Origin of the sequence: Peredibacter starrii, assembly GCF_034259205.1 — a bacterium.
GTDB lineage: Bacteria > Bdellovibrionota > Bacteriovoracia > Bacteriovoracales > Bacteriovoracaceae > Peredibacter > Peredibacter starrii.
The window spans coordinates 1,392,212-1,408,656 of record NZ_CP139487.1; the positions used below are offsets into that span (position 1 = coordinate 1,392,212).

Here is a 16,445-nt window from a genome sequence, read left to right on the forward strand (position 1 = left end):
TTAATTCATACCTTTGGCCTCGAAGACCGCGTTCAGTGTGTTCACACCAGCGCGCTTTCCGTTACATGATTTGTTACAAGCTTTAATCAGAGCACCTGTAAGACCATGTTGAATATCTGAGTCTTCGTTCATATCAAAGTGAGCGTTGTGAACGATCTCATCATAGTTTGCTAGAGGTGGTTGGTTTTTCTTCGCACGTTGCTCGTTCGCTTTATCGAATTCTGTTTTACCTTTCCAAAGAAGGCTTAGAGTAAAGTCAGAAGTCGAGTTCCACGATCCTTCAAGGTACGGGTGATACAACATACGAGACTCTGTATCTCTGTGGTTGTTGTTCGAGAAACCTTCAATTCTGTCATACATCTTTCTACGAGTTGCAATTCGAGCAGCGAAGTAGTCCGCCATACCTTCAATTGTTGGTACAGAGTGTACGGTCTTCATCGTGTCCGACATCGCGATATGAGCGAACTCGTGATAGATAATTTCTGGAATCATGGCCGTGTCTACATAGTAGTATTTTTCCATGAACCACTTGTCCATATACTTAGAAGTTTCAACCAATGCCACCATGATGGCGATCGCTCCAAGGCGCTTAAGCGCTTCTTCTAAAACCATACTCTGGTTAAGGCTCGGTTGAGCGATATAGGCCAGACCTTGGTAAATCAAAGCAGACTTCTGGTTATCAATGACCGGATCCTTCACCAGGATCAAGCTTTGGTGAATAGGGTTATCACCTTTTGATTTAACTTCTTTGCGTTGCTCGATCTTCTTCATCGGGCTGAACCAGATCTCTTTGCCCCATTTTAACTTTTCTTTGGCAAAAGACGGCGTCTCACCCTCTGGAATTGACCAGGCGTTGTTGTAGTTCTTCTCAAGTTCTTCGTTCTTATAGTGACGAGTATTTGAGAAGGCGTTCGTGATATTCAAGCGCACCGTAATTTGCGGGAGCTTTCTCACGTAATCAGATTTAATTTCTTCGAGCCAGAAAGTCTTCGCCACTGAAAGGTGGTGATAAACGTTGGCCGCCTTCTTCAAAAGTTCCGGATCTTTGTTATCGAAAGAAATCGCTTCTTCACTAGTCGATTCTACGATCTTAAAGTCCGCACCCTCGAAGGTGTTATTACAGTAGAGTCTCTCTAACTGCTTAGGCACCATCTGGTAATTATCTCCCTTGGTCCGCTCGAGAACATTGAAGGTCTTCGGGCAGAACTGGTCGGCGGCAAGAGCGCTACCAGTAAGGAATAATCCTAAAAACAGAGAACTATTCAATAAACGTGGCAGGGTTGTCATTTTCCGCTCCAGTTGAAAGTTTGTTATCTACTACACCTTCTACAACTCCAAGACCGATCGATGCGATGACGTTCCAAGGAGGTGGTAGGAAGAAGGTCGAATACCCTGCCACTGTGAACACGAAGCCCGAAATTCTTTGATATTTCGAGATGGTCGGATTCCAAAGGTCGTCATATTTAACGACATATTCAATGTCTTCGAGTGAGATGTAACCAGTTTCAAGGGCCGCCATTACCACGTCTTCGTGTGTAATAGTGAGCTTGTTGAACACATCCATCATTTGCAGATCAATCATGTCCTTACGCATGCGACGACGGGCAAGGTTGTATTGAGACTGCGGATCGAGTTCAAGTGTTTCTACATAGTTCTCTTGCTGGCCATTACCAAGGTCAATCCAGAATTCCTGAGAAATGACTGGAATACCGGTCTTCGTATCAGGATCGGCACCCATACGACGTGAGGCCTTTTGAAGAACTTGTGCAAGTAGAATGATCTGCGTTTGATCATACTTACGGTAAAGGAGACGACGCCTCGTGATTTTCGAGAAGCGCTTGATTCTTTCCGATGAGAACTCTGCCTCATCTTCAATGTTCTTCACTTCATAGGTCTTCTTAATTGGATTCAGTTTGTTCTTCGCCAGGAAGATGATCTTCAAATAGTCCTGCATCCATAGGTCACGCTTATCCAGATCTGCATCTGAAAGGTAATAGTGAAGCTTATGGTACGTTTCAAGTGAGATCAATTTTTGCTTGTGTGCCTCATTGATCATCGCCTTAACGTCTTTATCCTTGTCAGACTTTTTGTTGTCTTTATTAAAGATGTTCTTTTTAATGAAGAAAAATTCCTGGTATGAACAAGAGTTCTTTTCGTCCGGCCATTCCTGGAAGTTATGGAAGAGCTCTTCAATATTGTTGTTCTTCAGTAACTCTTCGCTCGCGCCACTTTTACTGGCACTGGCCTTGAGGTTAAGTGAAGCGATTTTAACGTCGTCCTCAACTGCCTTGGTGATAATAAGGTAGAAGACATCATCAATATCATTATTCGTGCGAAGAACTTTTAAATACTCTTCGATGCTCTTTTGATCTGATCCAAGATCATTGGCCTTAAGTTTTGCTTTAAGACCTTTTACCAAGTCCGGTTCACAAAGCGCATCGTTCTCATTCACCATCTCAAAGACTGTCGTATAGAGAATGCGTTTCAGAAGGGCCTTCTGATTTTCGTCCTTATACTTTTCTTTGATTCTGAGTCGCTCACGCTTAGAAAAGACAGAAACCATTGGTTCCTTATCATTTCTAAGAAGGCCCATTTCCTCATACGAGTACTCGGCGTGCACTTTAGGCATAACTAAAAGAGCAGCAGACACCGTCATCAACCGAATCATGTTTTTCATAGGGTTCCTTTGTGGAGTACCTAGCTGCAATGGCCATGCCAAAAAAGAAACTCTTAATACTTCCTGTAAGTATTTGGAATTTAAGTAATTTAACGGATCTTTTGTCGACGCTTTAGACGGCCGTATATCGGCTTAACATTTTAAGCAGTGATTAAATTTTTTGACAAAAATTAAGGCACTTGGGGTGTGTAAAGATTACCTTATCACACTCATAAGTCTCTTAATTCCATTAGGATGTCCCAATTCTTAAACGAACGCTTAATCATTAACACTATCATCGGAGTTTTAAATGTCTCTTAAAATTTACAAGCACCTTATCACGTACACTGTAGCTGCTAGCATTTTCGCTAACACTTCTATCGCTGCAACTGCTGCAAGTTTCAATACTGCAAAAGTTTCTACAGTGAATACGTCTCTTGTTCAGAGAGCATTTGATGAATACCAATACAATATGGACGGCTGGAACGGTTCAGACGTTGAATATAAACAAGAAGCTGATTCAGCTCTTGCTCAAAACTTAAAAGACCTTCTTGATTCAGGTGTTACTCCAGCTGAAATTCAAGTTGCTATGGAAAACAGAATTCTTACTTCTAAGAAAAAAACTGAATACCGTAACTTCCTTGCTTCTCTTGAGAAGCAAAATCTTTCTGATGAAAGAGTAGCTCTTGCAGCTATGAGCTTCATGGGAAGCACAAACCAAACTGGTGCTTCATTCGCTGGTTCAGGCGGACAAATCAATTACAAAAAAATCGCGATCATCGTAGGTGTTGCGATCGTAGCTGTTGTTACAGTTCTTATGATCATCGAGATCAAAAAACTTAAGAATGGCGAATACGGTGTTAAAGGTGAAAAAGGCGCTGACGGTAAAGACGGCTTAAACGGTACTAACGGTACTGACGGAATCCAAGGTATCCCGGGCCCGAAAGGCGATAAGGGTGACAAGGGTGATAAAGGTGACACTGGTGCCAAGGGTGATAAAGGTGACCAAGGTCTTCAAGGTGAAAAAGGTGAGAAAGGTGACCGTGGTGAACAAGGTCTGAAAGGTGATAAAGGTGACCAAGGTGCCAAAGGCGAGAAGGGCGAAAAAGGCTCTAAAGGTGATAAGGGTGACCAAGGTGTGAAAGGTGACAAAGGTGACCAAGGTGTGAAAGGTGACAAAGGTGACCAAGGTGTGAAAGGTGACAAAGGTGACCAAGGTGAGAAGGGCGAAAAAGGCTCTAACGGCGAAAAAGGTGAGAAAGGCGATAAAGGCCAAGACGGCGAGAAGGGTGAAAAAGGCTCTAACGGCGAAAAAGGCGAGAAGGGCGAAAAAGGCTCTAAAGGTGATAAAGGTGACCAAGGCGAGAAGGGCGAAAAAGGCTCTAACGGCGAAAAAGGTGAGAAAGGCGATAAAGGCCAAGACGGCGAGAAGGGTGAAAAAGGCTCTAACGGCGAAAAAGGTGAGAAAGGCGATAAGGGCCAAGACGGCGAGAAAGGTGAAAAAGGCGATAAGGGCCAAGACGGCGAGAAAGGCGAAAAAGGTGAGAAAGGCGACAAAGGCGATAAAGGTCACAACGGCGATAAAGGCGAAAAAGGTGACAAAGGTGACAACGGCGAGAAGGGTGAAAAAGGCTCTAACGGCGAAAAAGGTGAGAAAGGCGACAAAGGCGATAAAGGTCACAACGGCGATAAAGGCGAAAAAGGTGACAAAGGTGATAACGGCGAGAAGGGTGAAAAAGGCTCTAACGGCGAAAAGGGTGAGAAAGGCGACAAAGGCGATAAAGGTCACAACGGCGATAAAGGCGAAAAAGGTGACAAAGGTGATAACGGCGAGAAGGGTGAAAAAGGCTCTAACGGCGATAAAGGTGAGAAAGGCGATAAAGGCCAAGATGGTAACCACGGCTCTAAAGGTGAGAAAGGCGAAAAAGGCGACAAAGGTGAAGACGGTAACAATGGCTCTGGCGGCTCTAAAGGAGACAAAGGAGATAAAGGTGAGAAGGGCGAAAAAGGTGACAAAGGAAACAACGGTTGGGGTAATGGCGATCAAAACGCCCCAGGTGGATCTTGTTCACACAACAACGGCGAAAACTGGAATTGTTAATTTAGCCGCTTAAAATAGTTATCCGAAGGGCCTCGAAAGGGGCCCTTTTTTTTTGACCTCATCTTCTCAGTCGGAAATATCTGGTCTTCTAATTGCAAATTCCTTCCTTAGCTAAATCCCAAGGAGGAACTATGGCAAACAATAACAATGCATTCAGTGGTGATGAAGTTTCTCAAGAGGCAACTTTGCCTCAGGAACAATCTTCTCAATTTAAAGAGTATGGGAAGAAAAGTCTCGCTCCCTTCGTTGATCTCATTCATCAATATCAGAATGATATCAGTCCTTATTTATCTGCATTAAGCAAAGGCCTACAGGCCGCCTGCGATTCTTTTCAAGAATCAGAGCAAATGTCTGAAGCCGATCGAGTTGTTTCAGGTTGGTTTAATGAAATAAATAGATGGTTTGTTGGGGCCCGCGAAAAAATAAATTCTGGTGATGAAAAAGACTTTCTCCGTTTTTTGGAAGACGAAGCAAGAGCGCATCCAGCGGCCATGTTCTCTTCATCCTACATAGCAGGTCTCTTATTTGGAAGAATGGGGCGACATATGGCACGAATGAAAAAGGACCAACTTCACTAAGGAGTTTTTTATGGAAGGAAATATTGAAAACTATCGGGAAAACAATTTTCAAGTTGAGTCCAGGGAGTCCTGGAGAGAAGTATTGGATCATCTTTACGATGATATGTCTCACCTCTATGAGAGACAGGGCCTTCTTATTAGACAAGAAGTCAGAGAGAAAATTGATGAGGCCAAAGGCGCCGTTGTTACCATGGCGATTGGCGGATCACTTCTCTTTGTAGGGATCTTCGCAGCAGTGGCCACGGCCATTATTGCTTTAGATTATGTGATGCCTTTGTGGGCATCTGCTCTCATCGTGACGTTGGTTCTTCTTTGTGTGGGCGGAATTATGTACTCAGGAGCGAAGAAAAAACTCTCGGGTAGAAATTTAGTGCCAACTCATTCTCTGGAAACCATGGGCGAAATCAAAACAACACTCAAGGAGCGAGTCAATGAATACAAATCAACCAGACAACATGAAATCCACTGAGGAACTGAAGAATCAGGTCCTGAGTGATATTGAGAAAGTGAAGGACGACTTCAGGGAAATTAAACAACGAATGACTCCTGGTCAGATCATTGATGATGCTCTTTTTTATCGTGGTCGCAGAGAACCAGGCGAGACCTTCGCTTACTTAAGAGCAAATCCCATTGGGACAACTTTTTTAACTCTCGGAACTTTGCTTCTGATGGAAGATGAGCAGCATCGCTCGTTTGAAACTTTGGCCCGTGAGCAGGCAACTGTTGTGAAAGACAGAGTTGCTGAAAAGAAAGATCAGATCAGTGCCAGAGTTTCTGAGACTGTGAATGAGGCCAAAGAGAAAATTGCCCAAAAGAAAGATGAGCTCAAGTCATCAATTGAAAGGGCCAAACAAGGAACTGAAACTGCCTATACAACTTCAATCGATGAGTTCACTTCAGCAGCTCAACCTGGTGAGGCCTTGGATAAAGTAAAAGAGAAAGGGCGTGAGGTCCTGGACTTTGCTCGTGATTTAGATCCGATGATTTATCTAGCACTAGGAGCGGGACTTGGAACGATCACTGGAGCAGGTCTGCCTTTGTCAGATAAAGAAATAGAGGCAGTGGACTCAGCTCAATCAGAGAAGATGTCTAAGTTTGCCAATGAGATTCAAACAGCTCTTAACCAATCAGTGAACATTCTTAAGAATGAAGTGATTGGTGGAATGACCGACTTTAAGTTTGATCTTTTTAGATGAGGTGAAAAATGAAACTCTTACTTATGGTGTTAGTCATGCTCACATCAAATGTATATGCCGAAGGCAAAGCTGCACCCAGCAAGAATCCCACGAGCTCTGGCCCTTCCTACATGGAAGGTGCTTCAGATGGGCCTTTGGGTCCTTCGACCAAAGAAGAAAAACAAGAAGAGCGTAAAGAGGGACAAAGTATGGGAGGAGCTCCCAATGTTGGGGCCGGCATGGGTACCGGAACTGGAGCAGGATCTACCGTTGGAAGGCCAGTCAAAATTGAAGAAGATAATGACTAGTCTTTCATCGTTCTCATCGTAATAGAGTATCGTTCAGTTTTTACCGCTGGAATGTGGTGTTGCCATTTCCAGCGGGCCTCACCTTCAATAATGTAACCAGAGCGCGGTTCAAGTTCTGTTTTATAATTTCCAGAATCACTTCTAAATTTCATCGTACAAGAATTCTCGAGTGATACTCCAAAGACGGATTCAAACATCGGTGCATCTCTGTGCCATCCAATCGGAGCACCCACTGGATAATAAGAAATGAGGATTTCTTTGATGGATTGAGGTGCGACCTTTAATGCTTTGGCTGCCCGCTTGATTAAAAACTGAAGTTCCTTGGGAGCAGGAGTGGTGGGAGAGAAAGTCCGCGAATCGTAGTAATAGTCCATGCCGAAATGAACGACTTTTCTTTTTGCGATCACTCCGTGCATGTGAATATTTTTCCAATCAAGACTTTGGAGAAAGGCGAGAAGCTTCTTCTCTTCAGCAACTGAAATGAAATCCGGGAAATATTTAAATCCCTTCGGAGGTGAATCTTCTAAAAATGCGAGTTGTTTTTGCATAACAGGTCATTATACCTGAAACGCGAGAGTTGTTCTAGTTACAGACCCATTCACTTTGGTTAAGTGAAATGCATTCCTTCTTGAGAACTGGATTAACGGCGATGGAAATGGTGGCATTCTTATAATCAGTTAATTTTGCCCAATGAGCTTTTTGTAGAAGAGCTTTATATTCAAATTTTTCGCGCGAGAGATCTAGGTCCAGTTTAAAATTTCTACCATCGAAAGAGACCCATGGTTCCAGTGGGCGTTCCATATAATTGTACTTCTGACCATTAATCGTCGTTGTGCCGTATTTGACTTCAACATTCTTAGAAGTCTTGAAAAAGATCTTTTTATCTCTTGAAAGCGCACCTTTCACCGGCATGTAAGTCGGAACCACTTCCGTTTCATGGGTCTTAATGTTGTAGAAGAGAACCATTAACAGATCAGTGAAGGGACGATTATCTTTCATAAAGAAGAAGGCGATCTCATCGTCCTTGGTGGGAATCGCCAGAAGTTTGGGACAGAAGTCGTTATAGAGTTTCAGCATACGGTAGCGACCGATGCCCATGTCACGAAGATCAACTCGTGAGAGCTTATCTTTGTGCTTAATGAAAACGATTTCACCGTATTCATCGTCTTCCGAGACGGAGTACTGCTCAGAAGTCCTCATATCAAGATCGATCAATTCACCTTTGTACTTACAAACATCATGGTCGTGCCTGAATGTTTTTTCTGCCTTCGCGAAAAAACTAATGAACAGCATGAATAGAACAACCAGGACTTTTGTTCTCATTGGATGATTTGTTCAACCTCTTTCTGAATGGCCATGGTGCGAGCACTTGGACGTGCGGCAATGACTCTGATCAAGATCGAATCATCGTATAGTCTCAAGGCAACTTTCCCTGACATGGCAAACGAGCGACCACGGAGGATGATGAGCTTCGTTTCACCTTTGTAAGTTAAGTTGCCTTTGATTTTGAATTCTTCAGCGTCACCAAAGATCTCGGTACTTTCGAAAGAGGCATCAGGAGACTCTACCTTGAGGGTAGAGTCCCTGAAATTTTCTTTGATGTCGATAAAACCAGAAGAGTCCTGATTTTCAGCAAACAGGGTGATCTTTGATTGGGAAGAGTCTACCTGAAAGAGTCCAGTAGGGAGTTCGCTTTTAGCGAGGACTGGTAAACTCATTATTAACAGGGACAGGATAAAAGCTTTCATTTCGCGAGCTCCGGAACTAGTTTCATGCCAAGCTTTTGATCCTGGGCTTGTGTTGTTGTTGCAGTTGGAATTGGTTCCCACCATGGAGTATTCACATAAGTCGGTTTACCGGTATCTACGACTTCACCAAACTTAGGAGTGAAGATCGGAATGTCCCACGCTTTCGCAATTTGGTAAGTGCGCTTAATGGGTTCAGACCAGTGATGAAGAGAAAGATCGAACATGCCCCAGTGAACTGGAACAAGTGCTTTCGCATCTACATCAACCATCGCCTGAAGTGATTCTTCGGGTTGCATATGAACATCCGGCCAGCGTTCGTTGTATTGGCCGTTTTCCATAAAGGCGATATCAAATGGCCCATAACGTTTGCCGATTTCTTTGAAGTGATCTCCGTAACCAGAGTCACCTGAGTAGAAAAGCTTGTCGTGTTTTCCTTGGATCACCCAAGAGGCCCACAGAGTTTTGTTGCGATCAAAGAGACCGCGACCTGAGAAGTGACGAGCGGGAGTGGCAGTAAATTTAATCCCTACTTGAGAAATAGATTCACCCCAGTTTAGTTCCACGATGCGTATTGGTTTCACACCCCACTCAAGCAGGTGATCACCCACACCAAGTGGAACAATGAACTCCACGTTCTTTTCTGCGAAATACTTCACAGTAGTTTTATCTAAGTGATCATAATGATCATGAGAAATAAGGATGGCATCAATATTAGGAAGTTCTTCTAATTTAAGGACCGGCGGTTGAAATCTGGTCACCAGGAAATCAAAAGGAGATGCTGATTTCCCGAAGACCGGATCAATCAAGAGGATCCTTCCATCTAGATTAAGGAGCAGGGTTGAATGTCCGAACCAGATAAATTTCACGAAATCGGACGGTTTTAAAAATTCATTCATGTCAGGTTTTATTTCCGGCAGTTTTGCCTGCGGAGCGCGAGTGGACTTTTCCAGAAAGACTTTCTTTAAAATTGAAAGTGTTTCCATGAAACCCATTTTATTTACTTTATTATCTTTTGCCGGAAGGTTCACAAATTCACCGGCTTCGATCGAATAGTTCGTAGGCTTTTGGGCAGGCATACATTCTCCAAGAAGTGGAACAAGTAACAGTAAAACCGCTAGTAGGTACTGGATCATGAATGACATTTTGACATAATTTCTTTATTTTGTCAATTTGTCTAAATTGTTGGAAGTTGACACTTTTTACAAATAATGTCATAATTCTTTCATGGCTAAAGCAACAAATACCAACATTGAAGAACGTAAGAAGGACATCCTGGATGCCGCTCTTTACTGCTTTCTGAACTTTGGTTACTCCAAAACTTCGATGGATGATGTCGCTAAGAAGGCGGGGATTTCCCGTCCGCTCATCTATTTAAAGTTTAAAAATAAAGAAGACCTTCTATTAGGTCTCTTTGATTACGTGATGGAAGGAAGACTGGAAGAAGCTGAGAAAGTGGTCGACCAGAACAACCTCACGAAGAAAGAGAAGCTTTGGAGAATGATCGAGATCATCAAGGTTGAACCTTGGGGCAAGATCTCTGGTTGTCCGATGTCGCAGGAATTTTTCAATACCTGTTGTGACATGGATGAGAAGAACTTTGAGAAGTTTGAAAAAACAAAACTCAAAATTCTAACCGAAATTCTGGGTGATAAATTTGAGGCCGAAGTTTTCATGATGGCGTCAGATGGTCTTCTTGAAGATACACCGACTTGTACTATTTTAAAGAAGCGCCTCGAAGTGCTGATCGATAAGTTCGGAAAATAATCCACTAAGTTAATAGCAATGCAGTAGTCCCGGCATGTCTTTTTAGACCGACATGCTTGGACTACGCTTTGATGCATGAAAGTGAAGCCGCTGTTCTTCCTTTTATCTCTTCTTATTTTCCAAATCTCTTGTTCCAAGAGTTCTTCCTCAAATAGACGTGAAACCACCATTCGCGAAGAGCAGATCAATGAGATCATGAACAATCAGCATTTTGATTGTGCTTCGATTGATGGAGGGCCGTGTCCGGATGGAGTGACGAGACTCTTGATTGTGAATCCGGCGGATGAGAATCGTTCGGCGGTTTGCACGGGGTTTATGATTTCACCGACGAGGCTTGTGACGAACTATCACTGTTTGAATACGACAGAAGAGTGTGCGAATACTTTTATCGCGATTTATTCTGGGAATAGTTACACCAAAACTCGTTGTAGTTCGATTGTTCGAAGTGAGCAGGATGTGGCGGATCCGAATGATCCATCGAGGGCACTTGATTATACGGTTTTAGAGACCACTGATCCTTTCACGGGAAGGCATTTTCCTCTTTCGGATGATCTGGCTCAGATTGGAGATAAGATTCAAACTTGGGTCGTGGATCATACGGGACTAGATACTATTCCGCCGAATCTGACTGATTCACGGATTACGGAATTAGATTGTACGGTGATTGATAGTCCGCGAGCGTCGCTGGTGATGCAGAAGTGTCCTATCATCAGTGGGAACTCGGGAAGTCCTGCTTTGAATACCAAGGGTGAAGTAGTGAGTGTGATTTGGGGAGGGACGGCGACGTTTAGTTCGAGTCTTGATCTCACGTTTAGAAGGCAACTTAATGAACTGGGGCTTGCCACTGAGGTGAATTACTTCAGTGACCTTGGGCCTTAGAGCTGTCATTAAAAAACTTTACGACTGAATTTCCGTCCCAAACCCATGAGAGCACAATCGCCCCAAAGTGATTAAACGAGTAATTGATCACAGTCTTGGGGCGCCAATGTTCCTGGAGTTTCTTTTGGTTCTCATAAGGAACTGTCGTATCAGAAGTCGCGAGAATCATACCGAGATCTTTGTTCTCGAACTTCCTTGGAAGTTTGAGCGGATCGTACGGGATCTTCTCACTTAAAAGATCAATATAGGTTTTCTTGTCTGGGATGTTGAAGAGCTTCTGGCGTTTCTTCCAGGCCGTGACCATGAGTTCCTGATCGGAATTAGCGATCATACTTGGCATGTCAGCACCAGACGCAATCACGAAAGCGCTGTTGGGACGATCATAAAGTCCCATGGCCATGGCAGCATGAATGCCACCGATGCTGGTACCCAGAAGACCCACGTAATGCTCTGGAGGAATGGTGGCCAGATACATTCCAATCGCTCGTTGTGTGCGAGAATAAAAACGCTGATGGATATCAAGATCAAGAGCGTACTCATCATCATTTGTGAAGTGTTCTAAGATGTGAGTTCGGAAACCCGCCTCACAAAATTTCTTTGCCCAGTTGCGATCAATCACATTGGTACCACCAGTAGGTGGGATGACCAGAATATGTTTGCTGGAAGATTTGGGGCCAAAGACCAAGAGGTCAACTTTGAAGTCGAGTTCGGTAAGTGTTATCGATTCAGACTTACAGGTCTCTGATCGAACGGGAAGGGCGAGTATGAAGAAGAAGGCGGCGTATATGAACTTCATAGAAAAATGGTAAGTCTCCATTTAACTGAGAGTCAATTACACCACTTCAACAATTGATGAACATTAAGGCGCTGACAAGAATTCCCAGATTGTATCAGTGGCCGAGATCGCCTCACTTGGACGAGGGCCTACGCCACGAGGTTTCATACCACCGGGCCAAGAGTGTCCGCCGTTCTCAGTCACACATAGTTGAACTGATACATTGTTTTTACATTCTAGATACTGATCGCAGTAAGCACCTTTTTTATCCAACACGCGTTTTGCTTTTGGATTACATTCATTGAACTTCACCCATTTTTCAATTGTCGCTGGCACTGATGTGAAGTTTGTGACCTTGGATCTATCTTGGAAAGCATCTTCACCGGCACCACCGTTAAAGAGCACGTGGGTATCGTCTTTGGCGTGAATGTGAATGAGGGAGATTGGATTCTTAGGTGTGCAAGTTGTGGTGTTGTCAGTTCCGGCGACTGCGCCGATGCCTGTGATGACATCTGAGAGTTCGCAGGCGAGGCGATAAGACATCATCGCACCATTAGACATTCCGATGGAGTAGATGCGTTTTGAATCGATATTGTATCTTGAAGTGATATCAGTGATGAGAGCACGTAAGAAGGCCACATCATCTGAGTTCACGTCACGAGCATCGCCACAGCAGTTGCCTGCGTTCCAGGTTGCAAACTTCTGCGATGGAAACTTTGAATAACCGTTCGGGAAGATGGCGATGAAGCCTTCTTTCTCAGATTTTGAAATGATGTTGTAGAAGCGATCGGCCGCTTGAATCTCCATGTTGCCGCCTCCGCCGTGAAGAGCGAGGAGAAGTGGTGCGGGTTTTACCTGCTGATAGGACTTAGGCACGTGGATGATGTAGTAACGGTCTTTGTCCCCAACCTTGATCGATCTCAGCGTGTCGGTCAATTTTGGAGTGTCTCCCTGCATTTCTCGGGCTAGCCAGCGCTCGCGGATCTTGTCGCGGAATGGTCCAGCATAGAGGGATAATGAGAGGGAAAGTAGGGTAAGGGTCGTTATGATTTTCATAATAATAGCTTCGGTGAGAGTGGAAATAGAGGCAATAGGAATTTGACTAAACCGTTCCGCTCACTCCTTGTGAGACCTATTGCGTTGTGATATAGTGGATGAACTTAAATCCGGGGGTGCCCAGGTTTCGACGGGGGATTAGAAGGATTGAGTGCGTGCAGTGGTTGATCGACAGGCCACTTCAAAAGTCGATCACTTGTTAATCGGCAACGATTACGCAATGGCTGCTTAATTAGAACTAAGTTTTAATTAACGTCTGAGGGGCCAGCACCGATAACAAAAAGCTGGTAAAGAGGTTGGGTGAAACCTCGGAAATCTAAATCACCGGGAGATTTGGCGTGAAACTCTTTAAAAACAACGACTGTCTGCTGGTTCAGTAAAGATCAGAAATAGTATCAGTACTAACTTACTGGAGACGCACGTGGGACTCTCTACTGGAAGGTCTTTCGGACGTGGGTTCGATTCCCACCACCTCCACCATCGGATTTCTTAAAAAAGCCGCAGCGATTGCGGCTTTTTTTATTTCATCTTTCATTTCAGCGACTTAATTACAATCACTTGGCGATTATCGACGAGCTACAAACCTGTCTGGAGTTGTCTCAAACTGTCTCCATGTGGCTATTTGTGGCTACACCGAAAATCTTGAAAAGTTCTCAGGACTATTTTGCGTAGTTAATTTTCACAAGAGGCAAAACTAAGTCATTAAAACGATTCAACTACTTTGCGTATCTGAAGAGCACTTTAACCCTAATTCCTGAGGAGGAAGTGCATGAAAATTATCAAAAAGAAAACCAGAAGATCAGACACCAAGGTCATGACAAAAGATGCCCGAATCTTGAAGTTTCTGCGGGAGTCTCGAAATCTTTCTATGAGGCAGGCCGGACGCTTAATCGGGAAGTCTGATGCCATTGTAAATCACGCAGAGAACGGAAGATTAGATTTAACGCCTCAATTAATTTTGAAGCTTCTAGGAGCTTATGGGTACACCTATGAGGAATTTCAAAAAATGCAGAGCGATGAGTTTTCGGTCCCTGAGCATACCCTTTCTGAATGCATCAGAATTTTACAACGCCTAAGCCCCGCAAAGTTAAGAACCATCAAAAACATTTTGGAGTCCTTCTAATGATTAAATACGATGAAGCCAAGAAGTTATATCGAGTGAGCTATAGCCGAAGACATCCTGTTACTAAACAGGCGACAAGTCTTACCAGGACAGGAATTAAGACCATGGAGGAAGCTAAAAGAACCTATAACGAACTCATCATTAAAATGGAACAGAAGTTTAATCGCTCTCTTTTTCCATTATGGCCCGAGATCGTAGATCGGTTCATAGAGCATTTCAGAAATAGAGGAATCGCTAATAATACTGTTTATAACTATAAAACAGGCCTCTATTCCCATACCGTTCCGAGATGGGAGAAGAAACAAATAAATGAGATCACAACTTCAGATATTAGGGAGCTTGTCTTAGATGGTCTTGGTCACAAGTCTGAGGCTTTAAGGAAAGACATCCTAAAATATATTAGGGCCACTTTCACCTATGCTGTGGACATGGGAATTATTCAGCGAGATCCAACTCCTAAAATAAAGTCCATTTCCCTTAATCCTTTGATGGAGGGAACTGTTAACCAAGTGGTTGATAGGATCATGAGGTCATTTGATTGGTCAGAACCATACTATCGAGATGCTTCAAGGAGAAGTTTAACCAAGGCCTTGCAAAAACTTGAAAAGGATGGTGAAGGCTTTACTCTAAAGAAGGTCTTCGATGAATTGGTGCGACTCGAGAGCAAAGAGAATATTGGGCTTATTGCTAAAATTGAGGCGATTCTTGTTTCAGACTTCGGAAAGATTCTAAATTCTGATGGGCCAGATGCGCTCACTCTATCAAAAATACGTGATGAAAAGGCTTGCCTGTATATAGGTTTATCTACTCAAGGCTATGGAGAAACGGCTACAGCGGTAGGGAAACTCTTTTTAGGGGAACTTCTTTATAACTCCTATAAGACATTATCAAAAGAGGACTCCAAGGGATTGGAAAATCCGATTAGTATTTATTTTGATGAATTTGGCTCTCTTGTTACTCCTGAGTTCATCGAATTACAAAATAAGTGTCGTGGTGCCGGAATGGAACTTACCCTTGCTGTTCAAACGGCATCCGATATAGACCGAGTAAATCCAGACCTAACCAAACAGGTTATCGAGAACGCCGGAAATCTTTTTATCCTTAAACAAAGACTTGATAGCTCAGCCTCACTTTTTGCAGATGCCGTTGGAACAATTCTCGCTAAGAAGCAAACCTACAGAATTGAAAACGGTGAGCAACAAAAGTCAGGAAGTGAACGTGAAGTTTATGAGCTTATCGTTCACCCGGACATTATTAAGAACCTTGGAATAGGCCAGTGTGTGCTTTTAAGGCAAGGGCCCACAAGGGTTAATATGATCAACGTGAGGAATAGAAGATGGGATGTCCTCAGGAAAGATAACGCTGCCAAACACTCGGCACCTTCAATTGTCTAGAGAATTACTAAGGAGGTCTTATGGATAAAAGAACCAATATCAACAGTCTTCATCTCAATTACCTTACGCCGCTTCATAAGTGGAGGGTCATGGATGTTAATTCACTAAGGAAGGAGTGTTTGCGTGCGCCGAACTACCATAATTTTTGTAGGGTCATCAGAAAGCTTGAAAAAGATAAAATTCTTGAGGCATACCGAGACCCATATTCTCGCAAGAAATTTGTCTTTCTCGGCCCAAGCGGAGAACGCTTGCTTTCACTCAAAGACAATCCGACGGCCATTTCAAATGAGACAGTGATTCACGATCTAAGGGTTTCTGAGATTACTCACCGTCTCTATGACTCTGGCCTTGTGGACGATGTGGAACTGGAACATGAAATCAATGACAAAAGAAATTTTAGAACGATCTATAAAATCATTCCAGACGCCATTCTTCACCTTGAGAAAAATGGGCACATGTACAAGATTGCTTTTGAGCTGGAGCTGAATCGTAAAAGTAATTCAAGAATCACTGAGAAAATGAAGCAATACGAGGACAGCACATTCTACAACTACGCCATGTATCTCTTTCCGACAGAAAAGATGATGGAAACATACATGAAGGAGGCAGAAAAAGAGCTTGGCTCTACCTCAATGAGCAAATTCATGTTCTTCTGTCACCCTGAGCTGTCGTCTGGAATTCATAAGCCTTCTGAGATTAAAGGAGTGCTTCAGGGGAAAAAGATTACCTTGGATGATGTCTTGAGAAGAAATTAACTGAGCATCAAATAGGAATTAACTGATGAGCAATTCAATTTTTCCCTGCCTGCTAAGTCGTTGGAACCCATGGGGAAACGCGCGTGACGAATGTGACTCCCTCTCTCTCACGTGTTCGATAGCGGGAGTCACA

18 protein-coding genes and 1 other RNA gene are annotated in these 16,445 nt (G+C 43.5%); 11 read left to right on the top strand and 8 right to left on the bottom strand.

Features of this window, described 5'->3' with window-relative positions; all coding sequences use genetic code 11:
• Complete coding sequence (locus tag SOO65_RS06915; protein WP_321398721.1) at positions 1 to 1,287, bottom strand: hypothetical protein; 1,287 nt, start codon at positions 1,285 to 1,287, stop codon at positions 1 to 3.
• The gene (locus tag SOO65_RS06920; RefSeq protein ID WP_321398723.1) at positions 1,259 to 2,677 is read right to left on the bottom strand and encodes a hypothetical protein; all 1,419 of its coding nucleotides are present in this window, start codon (positions 2,675 to 2,677) and stop codon (positions 1,259 to 1,261) included. The genes SOO65_RS06915 and SOO65_RS06920 overlap by 29 nt, the downstream gene beginning before the upstream one ends.
• A 289-nt stretch (positions 2,678 to 2,966) precedes the next feature.
• Here SOO65_RS06920 and SOO65_RS06925 point away from each other — a divergent pair, with 289 nt between their 5' ends.
• The 5 genes from SOO65_RS06925 (at position 2,967) to SOO65_RS06945 (ending at position 6,818) form a co-directional block, all read left to right on the top strand.
• Entirely contained in the window at positions 2,967 to 4,757 is a 1,791-nt protein-coding gene (locus SOO65_RS06925) for a collagen-like domain-containing protein (protein ID WP_321398725.1), read from the top strand.
• Between the two features lie 131 nt (positions 4,758 to 4,888).
• Complete coding sequence (locus SOO65_RS06930; RefSeq protein WP_321398727.1) at positions 4,889 to 5,335, top strand: hypothetical protein; 447 nt, start codon at positions 4,889 to 4,891, stop codon at positions 5,333 to 5,335.
• A 10-nt stretch (positions 5,336 to 5,345) separates the two neighbouring features.
• Positions 5,346 to 5,804, top strand: a complete 459-nt coding sequence (locus SOO65_RS06935) for a phage holin family protein (RefSeq protein WP_321398729.1) — start codon at positions 5,346 to 5,348, stop codon at positions 5,802 to 5,804.
• Entirely contained in the window at positions 5,767 to 6,531 is a 765-nt protein-coding gene (locus SOO65_RS06940; RefSeq protein WP_321398731.1) for a hypothetical protein, read from the top strand. Before SOO65_RS06935 ends, SOO65_RS06940 begins: the two co-directional genes overlap by 38 nt.
• 8 nt (positions 6,532 to 6,539) lie before the next feature.
• On the top strand, positions 6,540 to 6,818 hold the full coding sequence (locus SOO65_RS06945) for a hypothetical protein (RefSeq protein WP_321398732.1): 279 nt from the start codon (positions 6,540 to 6,542) through the stop codon (positions 6,816 to 6,818).
• On the opposite strand, the gene SOO65_RS06950 is transcribed toward SOO65_RS06945, so the two are convergent.
• The 4 genes from SOO65_RS06950 to SOO65_RS06965 are packed head-to-tail and all read right to left on the bottom strand — an operon-like array spanning position 6,815 to position 9,699.
• On the bottom strand, positions 6,815 to 7,366 hold the full coding sequence (locus tag SOO65_RS06950) for an alpha-ketoglutarate-dependent dioxygenase AlkB (protein WP_321398734.1): 552 nt from the start codon (positions 7,364 to 7,366) through the stop codon (positions 6,815 to 6,817). The genes SOO65_RS06945 and SOO65_RS06950 overlap by 4 nt on opposite strands.
• A gap of 34 nt (positions 7,367 to 7,400) precedes the next feature.
• Entirely contained in the window at positions 7,401 to 8,141 is a 741-nt protein-coding gene (locus SOO65_RS06955; protein ID WP_321398736.1) for a hypothetical protein, read from the bottom strand.
• Positions 8,138 to 8,566: a hypothetical protein gene (locus SOO65_RS06960; protein WP_321398738.1), complete on the bottom strand. Its 429-nt coding sequence runs from the start codon at positions 8,564 to 8,566 to the stop codon at positions 8,138 to 8,140. The genes SOO65_RS06955 and SOO65_RS06960 overlap by 4 nt, the downstream gene beginning before the upstream one ends.
• Complete coding sequence (locus SOO65_RS06965; protein WP_321398739.1) at positions 8,563 to 9,699, bottom strand: MBL fold metallo-hydrolase; 1,137 nt, start codon at positions 9,697 to 9,699, stop codon at positions 8,563 to 8,565. Before SOO65_RS06965 ends, SOO65_RS06960 begins: the two co-directional genes overlap by 4 nt.
• Before the next feature lie 91 nt (positions 9,700 to 9,790).
• On the opposite strand from SOO65_RS06965, the gene SOO65_RS06970 reads away from it, so the two are divergent.
• On the top strand, positions 9,791 to 10,330 hold the full coding sequence (locus SOO65_RS06970) for a TetR/AcrR family transcriptional regulator (RefSeq protein WP_321398740.1): 540 nt from the start codon (positions 9,791 to 9,793) through the stop codon (positions 10,328 to 10,330).
• A 75-nt stretch (positions 10,331 to 10,405) separates the two neighbouring features.
• On the top strand, positions 10,406 to 11,209 hold the full coding sequence (locus SOO65_RS06975) for a trypsin-like serine peptidase (protein WP_321398743.1): 804 nt from the start codon (positions 10,406 to 10,408) through the stop codon (positions 11,207 to 11,209).
• On the opposite strand, the gene SOO65_RS06980 is transcribed toward SOO65_RS06975, so the two are convergent.
• Positions 11,190 to 12,005, bottom strand: coding sequence for a hypothetical protein (locus SOO65_RS06980; protein ID WP_321398745.1), 816 nt, complete (start codon positions 12,003 to 12,005; stop codon positions 11,190 to 11,192). The genes SOO65_RS06975 and SOO65_RS06980 overlap by 20 nt on opposite strands.
• Before the next feature lie 63 nt (positions 12,006 to 12,068).
• Positions 12,069 to 13,040 carry an extracellular catalytic domain type 1 short-chain-length polyhydroxyalkanoate depolymerase gene (locus SOO65_RS06985; RefSeq protein ID WP_321398746.1) on the bottom strand — a complete coding sequence of 324 codons (972 nt, stop codon included), beginning with the start codon at positions 13,038 to 13,040 and terminating at the stop codon, positions 12,069 to 12,071.
• 112 nt (positions 13,041 to 13,152) lie between these two features.
• Here SOO65_RS06985 and ssrA point away from each other — a divergent pair.
• The 4 genes from ssrA to SOO65_RS07005 all read left to right on the top strand — a co-directional run bounded on the left by ssrA (position 13,153) and on the right by SOO65_RS07005 (position 16,312).
• Positions 13,153 to 13,520: a transfer-messenger RNA gene (gene ssrA, locus SOO65_RS06990) on the top strand.
• Between the two features lie 289 nt (positions 13,521 to 13,809).
• A complete protein-coding gene (locus tag SOO65_RS06995; RefSeq protein WP_321398748.1) occupies positions 13,810 to 14,163 on the top strand; it encodes a helix-turn-helix domain-containing protein in 354 nt (117 codons plus the stop codon).
• Positions 14,163 to 15,557, top strand: coding sequence for a TraM recognition domain-containing protein (locus tag SOO65_RS07000; RefSeq protein WP_321398750.1), 1,395 nt, complete (start codon positions 14,163 to 14,165; stop codon positions 15,555 to 15,557). The genes SOO65_RS06995 and SOO65_RS07000 overlap by 1 nt, the downstream gene beginning before the upstream one ends.
• A gap of 20 nt (positions 15,558 to 15,577) precedes the next feature.
• Positions 15,578 to 16,312, top strand: coding sequence for a replication-relaxation family protein (locus SOO65_RS07005; protein ID WP_321398752.1), 735 nt, complete (start codon positions 15,578 to 15,580; stop codon positions 16,310 to 16,312).
• Positions 16,313 to 16,445: the final 133 nt, after the last annotated feature.

What these genes read in the sequence shown, in the direction of transcription:
- SOO65_RS06915 (WP_321398721.1), bottom strand. Translation starts at nt 1,287, where the DNA reads ATGACAACCCTGCCACGTTTATTGAATAGTTCTCTGTTTTTAGGATTA.
- SOO65_RS06920 (WP_321398723.1), bottom strand. Translation starts at nt 2,677, where the DNA reads ATGAAAAACATGATTCGGTTGATGACGGTGTCTGCTGCTCTTTTAGTT.
- SOO65_RS06925 (WP_321398725.1), top strand. Translation starts at nt 2,967, where the DNA reads ATGTCTCTTAAAATTTACAAGCACCTTATCACGTACACTGTAGCTGCT.
- SOO65_RS06930 (WP_321398727.1), top strand. Translation starts at nt 4,889, where the DNA reads ATGGCAAACAATAACAATGCATTCAGTGGTGATGAAGTTTCTCAAGAG.
- SOO65_RS06935 (WP_321398729.1), top strand. Translation starts at nt 5,346, where the DNA reads ATGGAAGGAAATATTGAAAACTATCGGGAAAACAATTTTCAAGTTGAG.
- SOO65_RS06940 (WP_321398731.1), top strand. Translation starts at nt 5,767, where the DNA reads ATGAATACAAATCAACCAGACAACATGAAATCCACTGAGGAACTGAAG.
- SOO65_RS06945 (WP_321398732.1), top strand. Translation starts at nt 6,540, where the DNA reads ATGAAACTCTTACTTATGGTGTTAGTCATGCTCACATCAAATGTATAT.
- SOO65_RS06950 (WP_321398734.1), bottom strand. Translation starts at nt 7,366, where the DNA reads ATGCAAAAACAACTCGCATTTTTAGAAGATTCACCTCCGAAGGGATTT.
- SOO65_RS06955 (WP_321398736.1), bottom strand. Translation starts at nt 8,141, where the DNA reads ATGAGAACAAAAGTCCTGGTTGTTCTATTCATGCTGTTCATTAGTTTT.
- SOO65_RS06960 (WP_321398738.1), bottom strand. Translation starts at nt 8,566, where the DNA reads ATGAAAGCTTTTATCCTGTCCCTGTTAATAATGAGTTTACCAGTCCTC.
- SOO65_RS06965 (WP_321398739.1), bottom strand. Translation starts at nt 9,699, where the DNA reads ATGATCCAGTACCTACTAGCGGTTTTACTGTTACTTGTTCCACTTCTT.
- SOO65_RS06970 (WP_321398740.1), top strand. Translation starts at nt 9,791, where the DNA reads ATGGCTAAAGCAACAAATACCAACATTGAAGAACGTAAGAAGGACATC.
- SOO65_RS06975 (WP_321398743.1), top strand. Translation starts at nt 10,406, where the DNA reads ATGAAAGTGAAGCCGCTGTTCTTCCTTTTATCTCTTCTTATTTTCCAA.
- SOO65_RS06980 (WP_321398745.1), bottom strand. Translation starts at nt 12,005, where the DNA reads ATGAAGTTCATATACGCCGCCTTCTTCTTCATACTCGCCCTTCCCGTT.
- SOO65_RS06985 (WP_321398746.1), bottom strand. Translation starts at nt 13,040, where the DNA reads ATGAAAATCATAACGACCCTTACCCTACTTTCCCTCTCATTATCCCTC.
- SOO65_RS06995 (WP_321398748.1), top strand. Translation starts at nt 13,810, where the DNA reads ATGAAAATTATCAAAAAGAAAACCAGAAGATCAGACACCAAGGTCATG.
- SOO65_RS07000 (WP_321398750.1), top strand. Translation starts at nt 14,163, where the DNA reads ATGATTAAATACGATGAAGCCAAGAAGTTATATCGAGTGAGCTATAGC.
- SOO65_RS07005 (WP_321398752.1), top strand. Translation starts at nt 15,578, where the DNA reads ATGGATAAAAGAACCAATATCAACAGTCTTCATCTCAATTACCTTACG.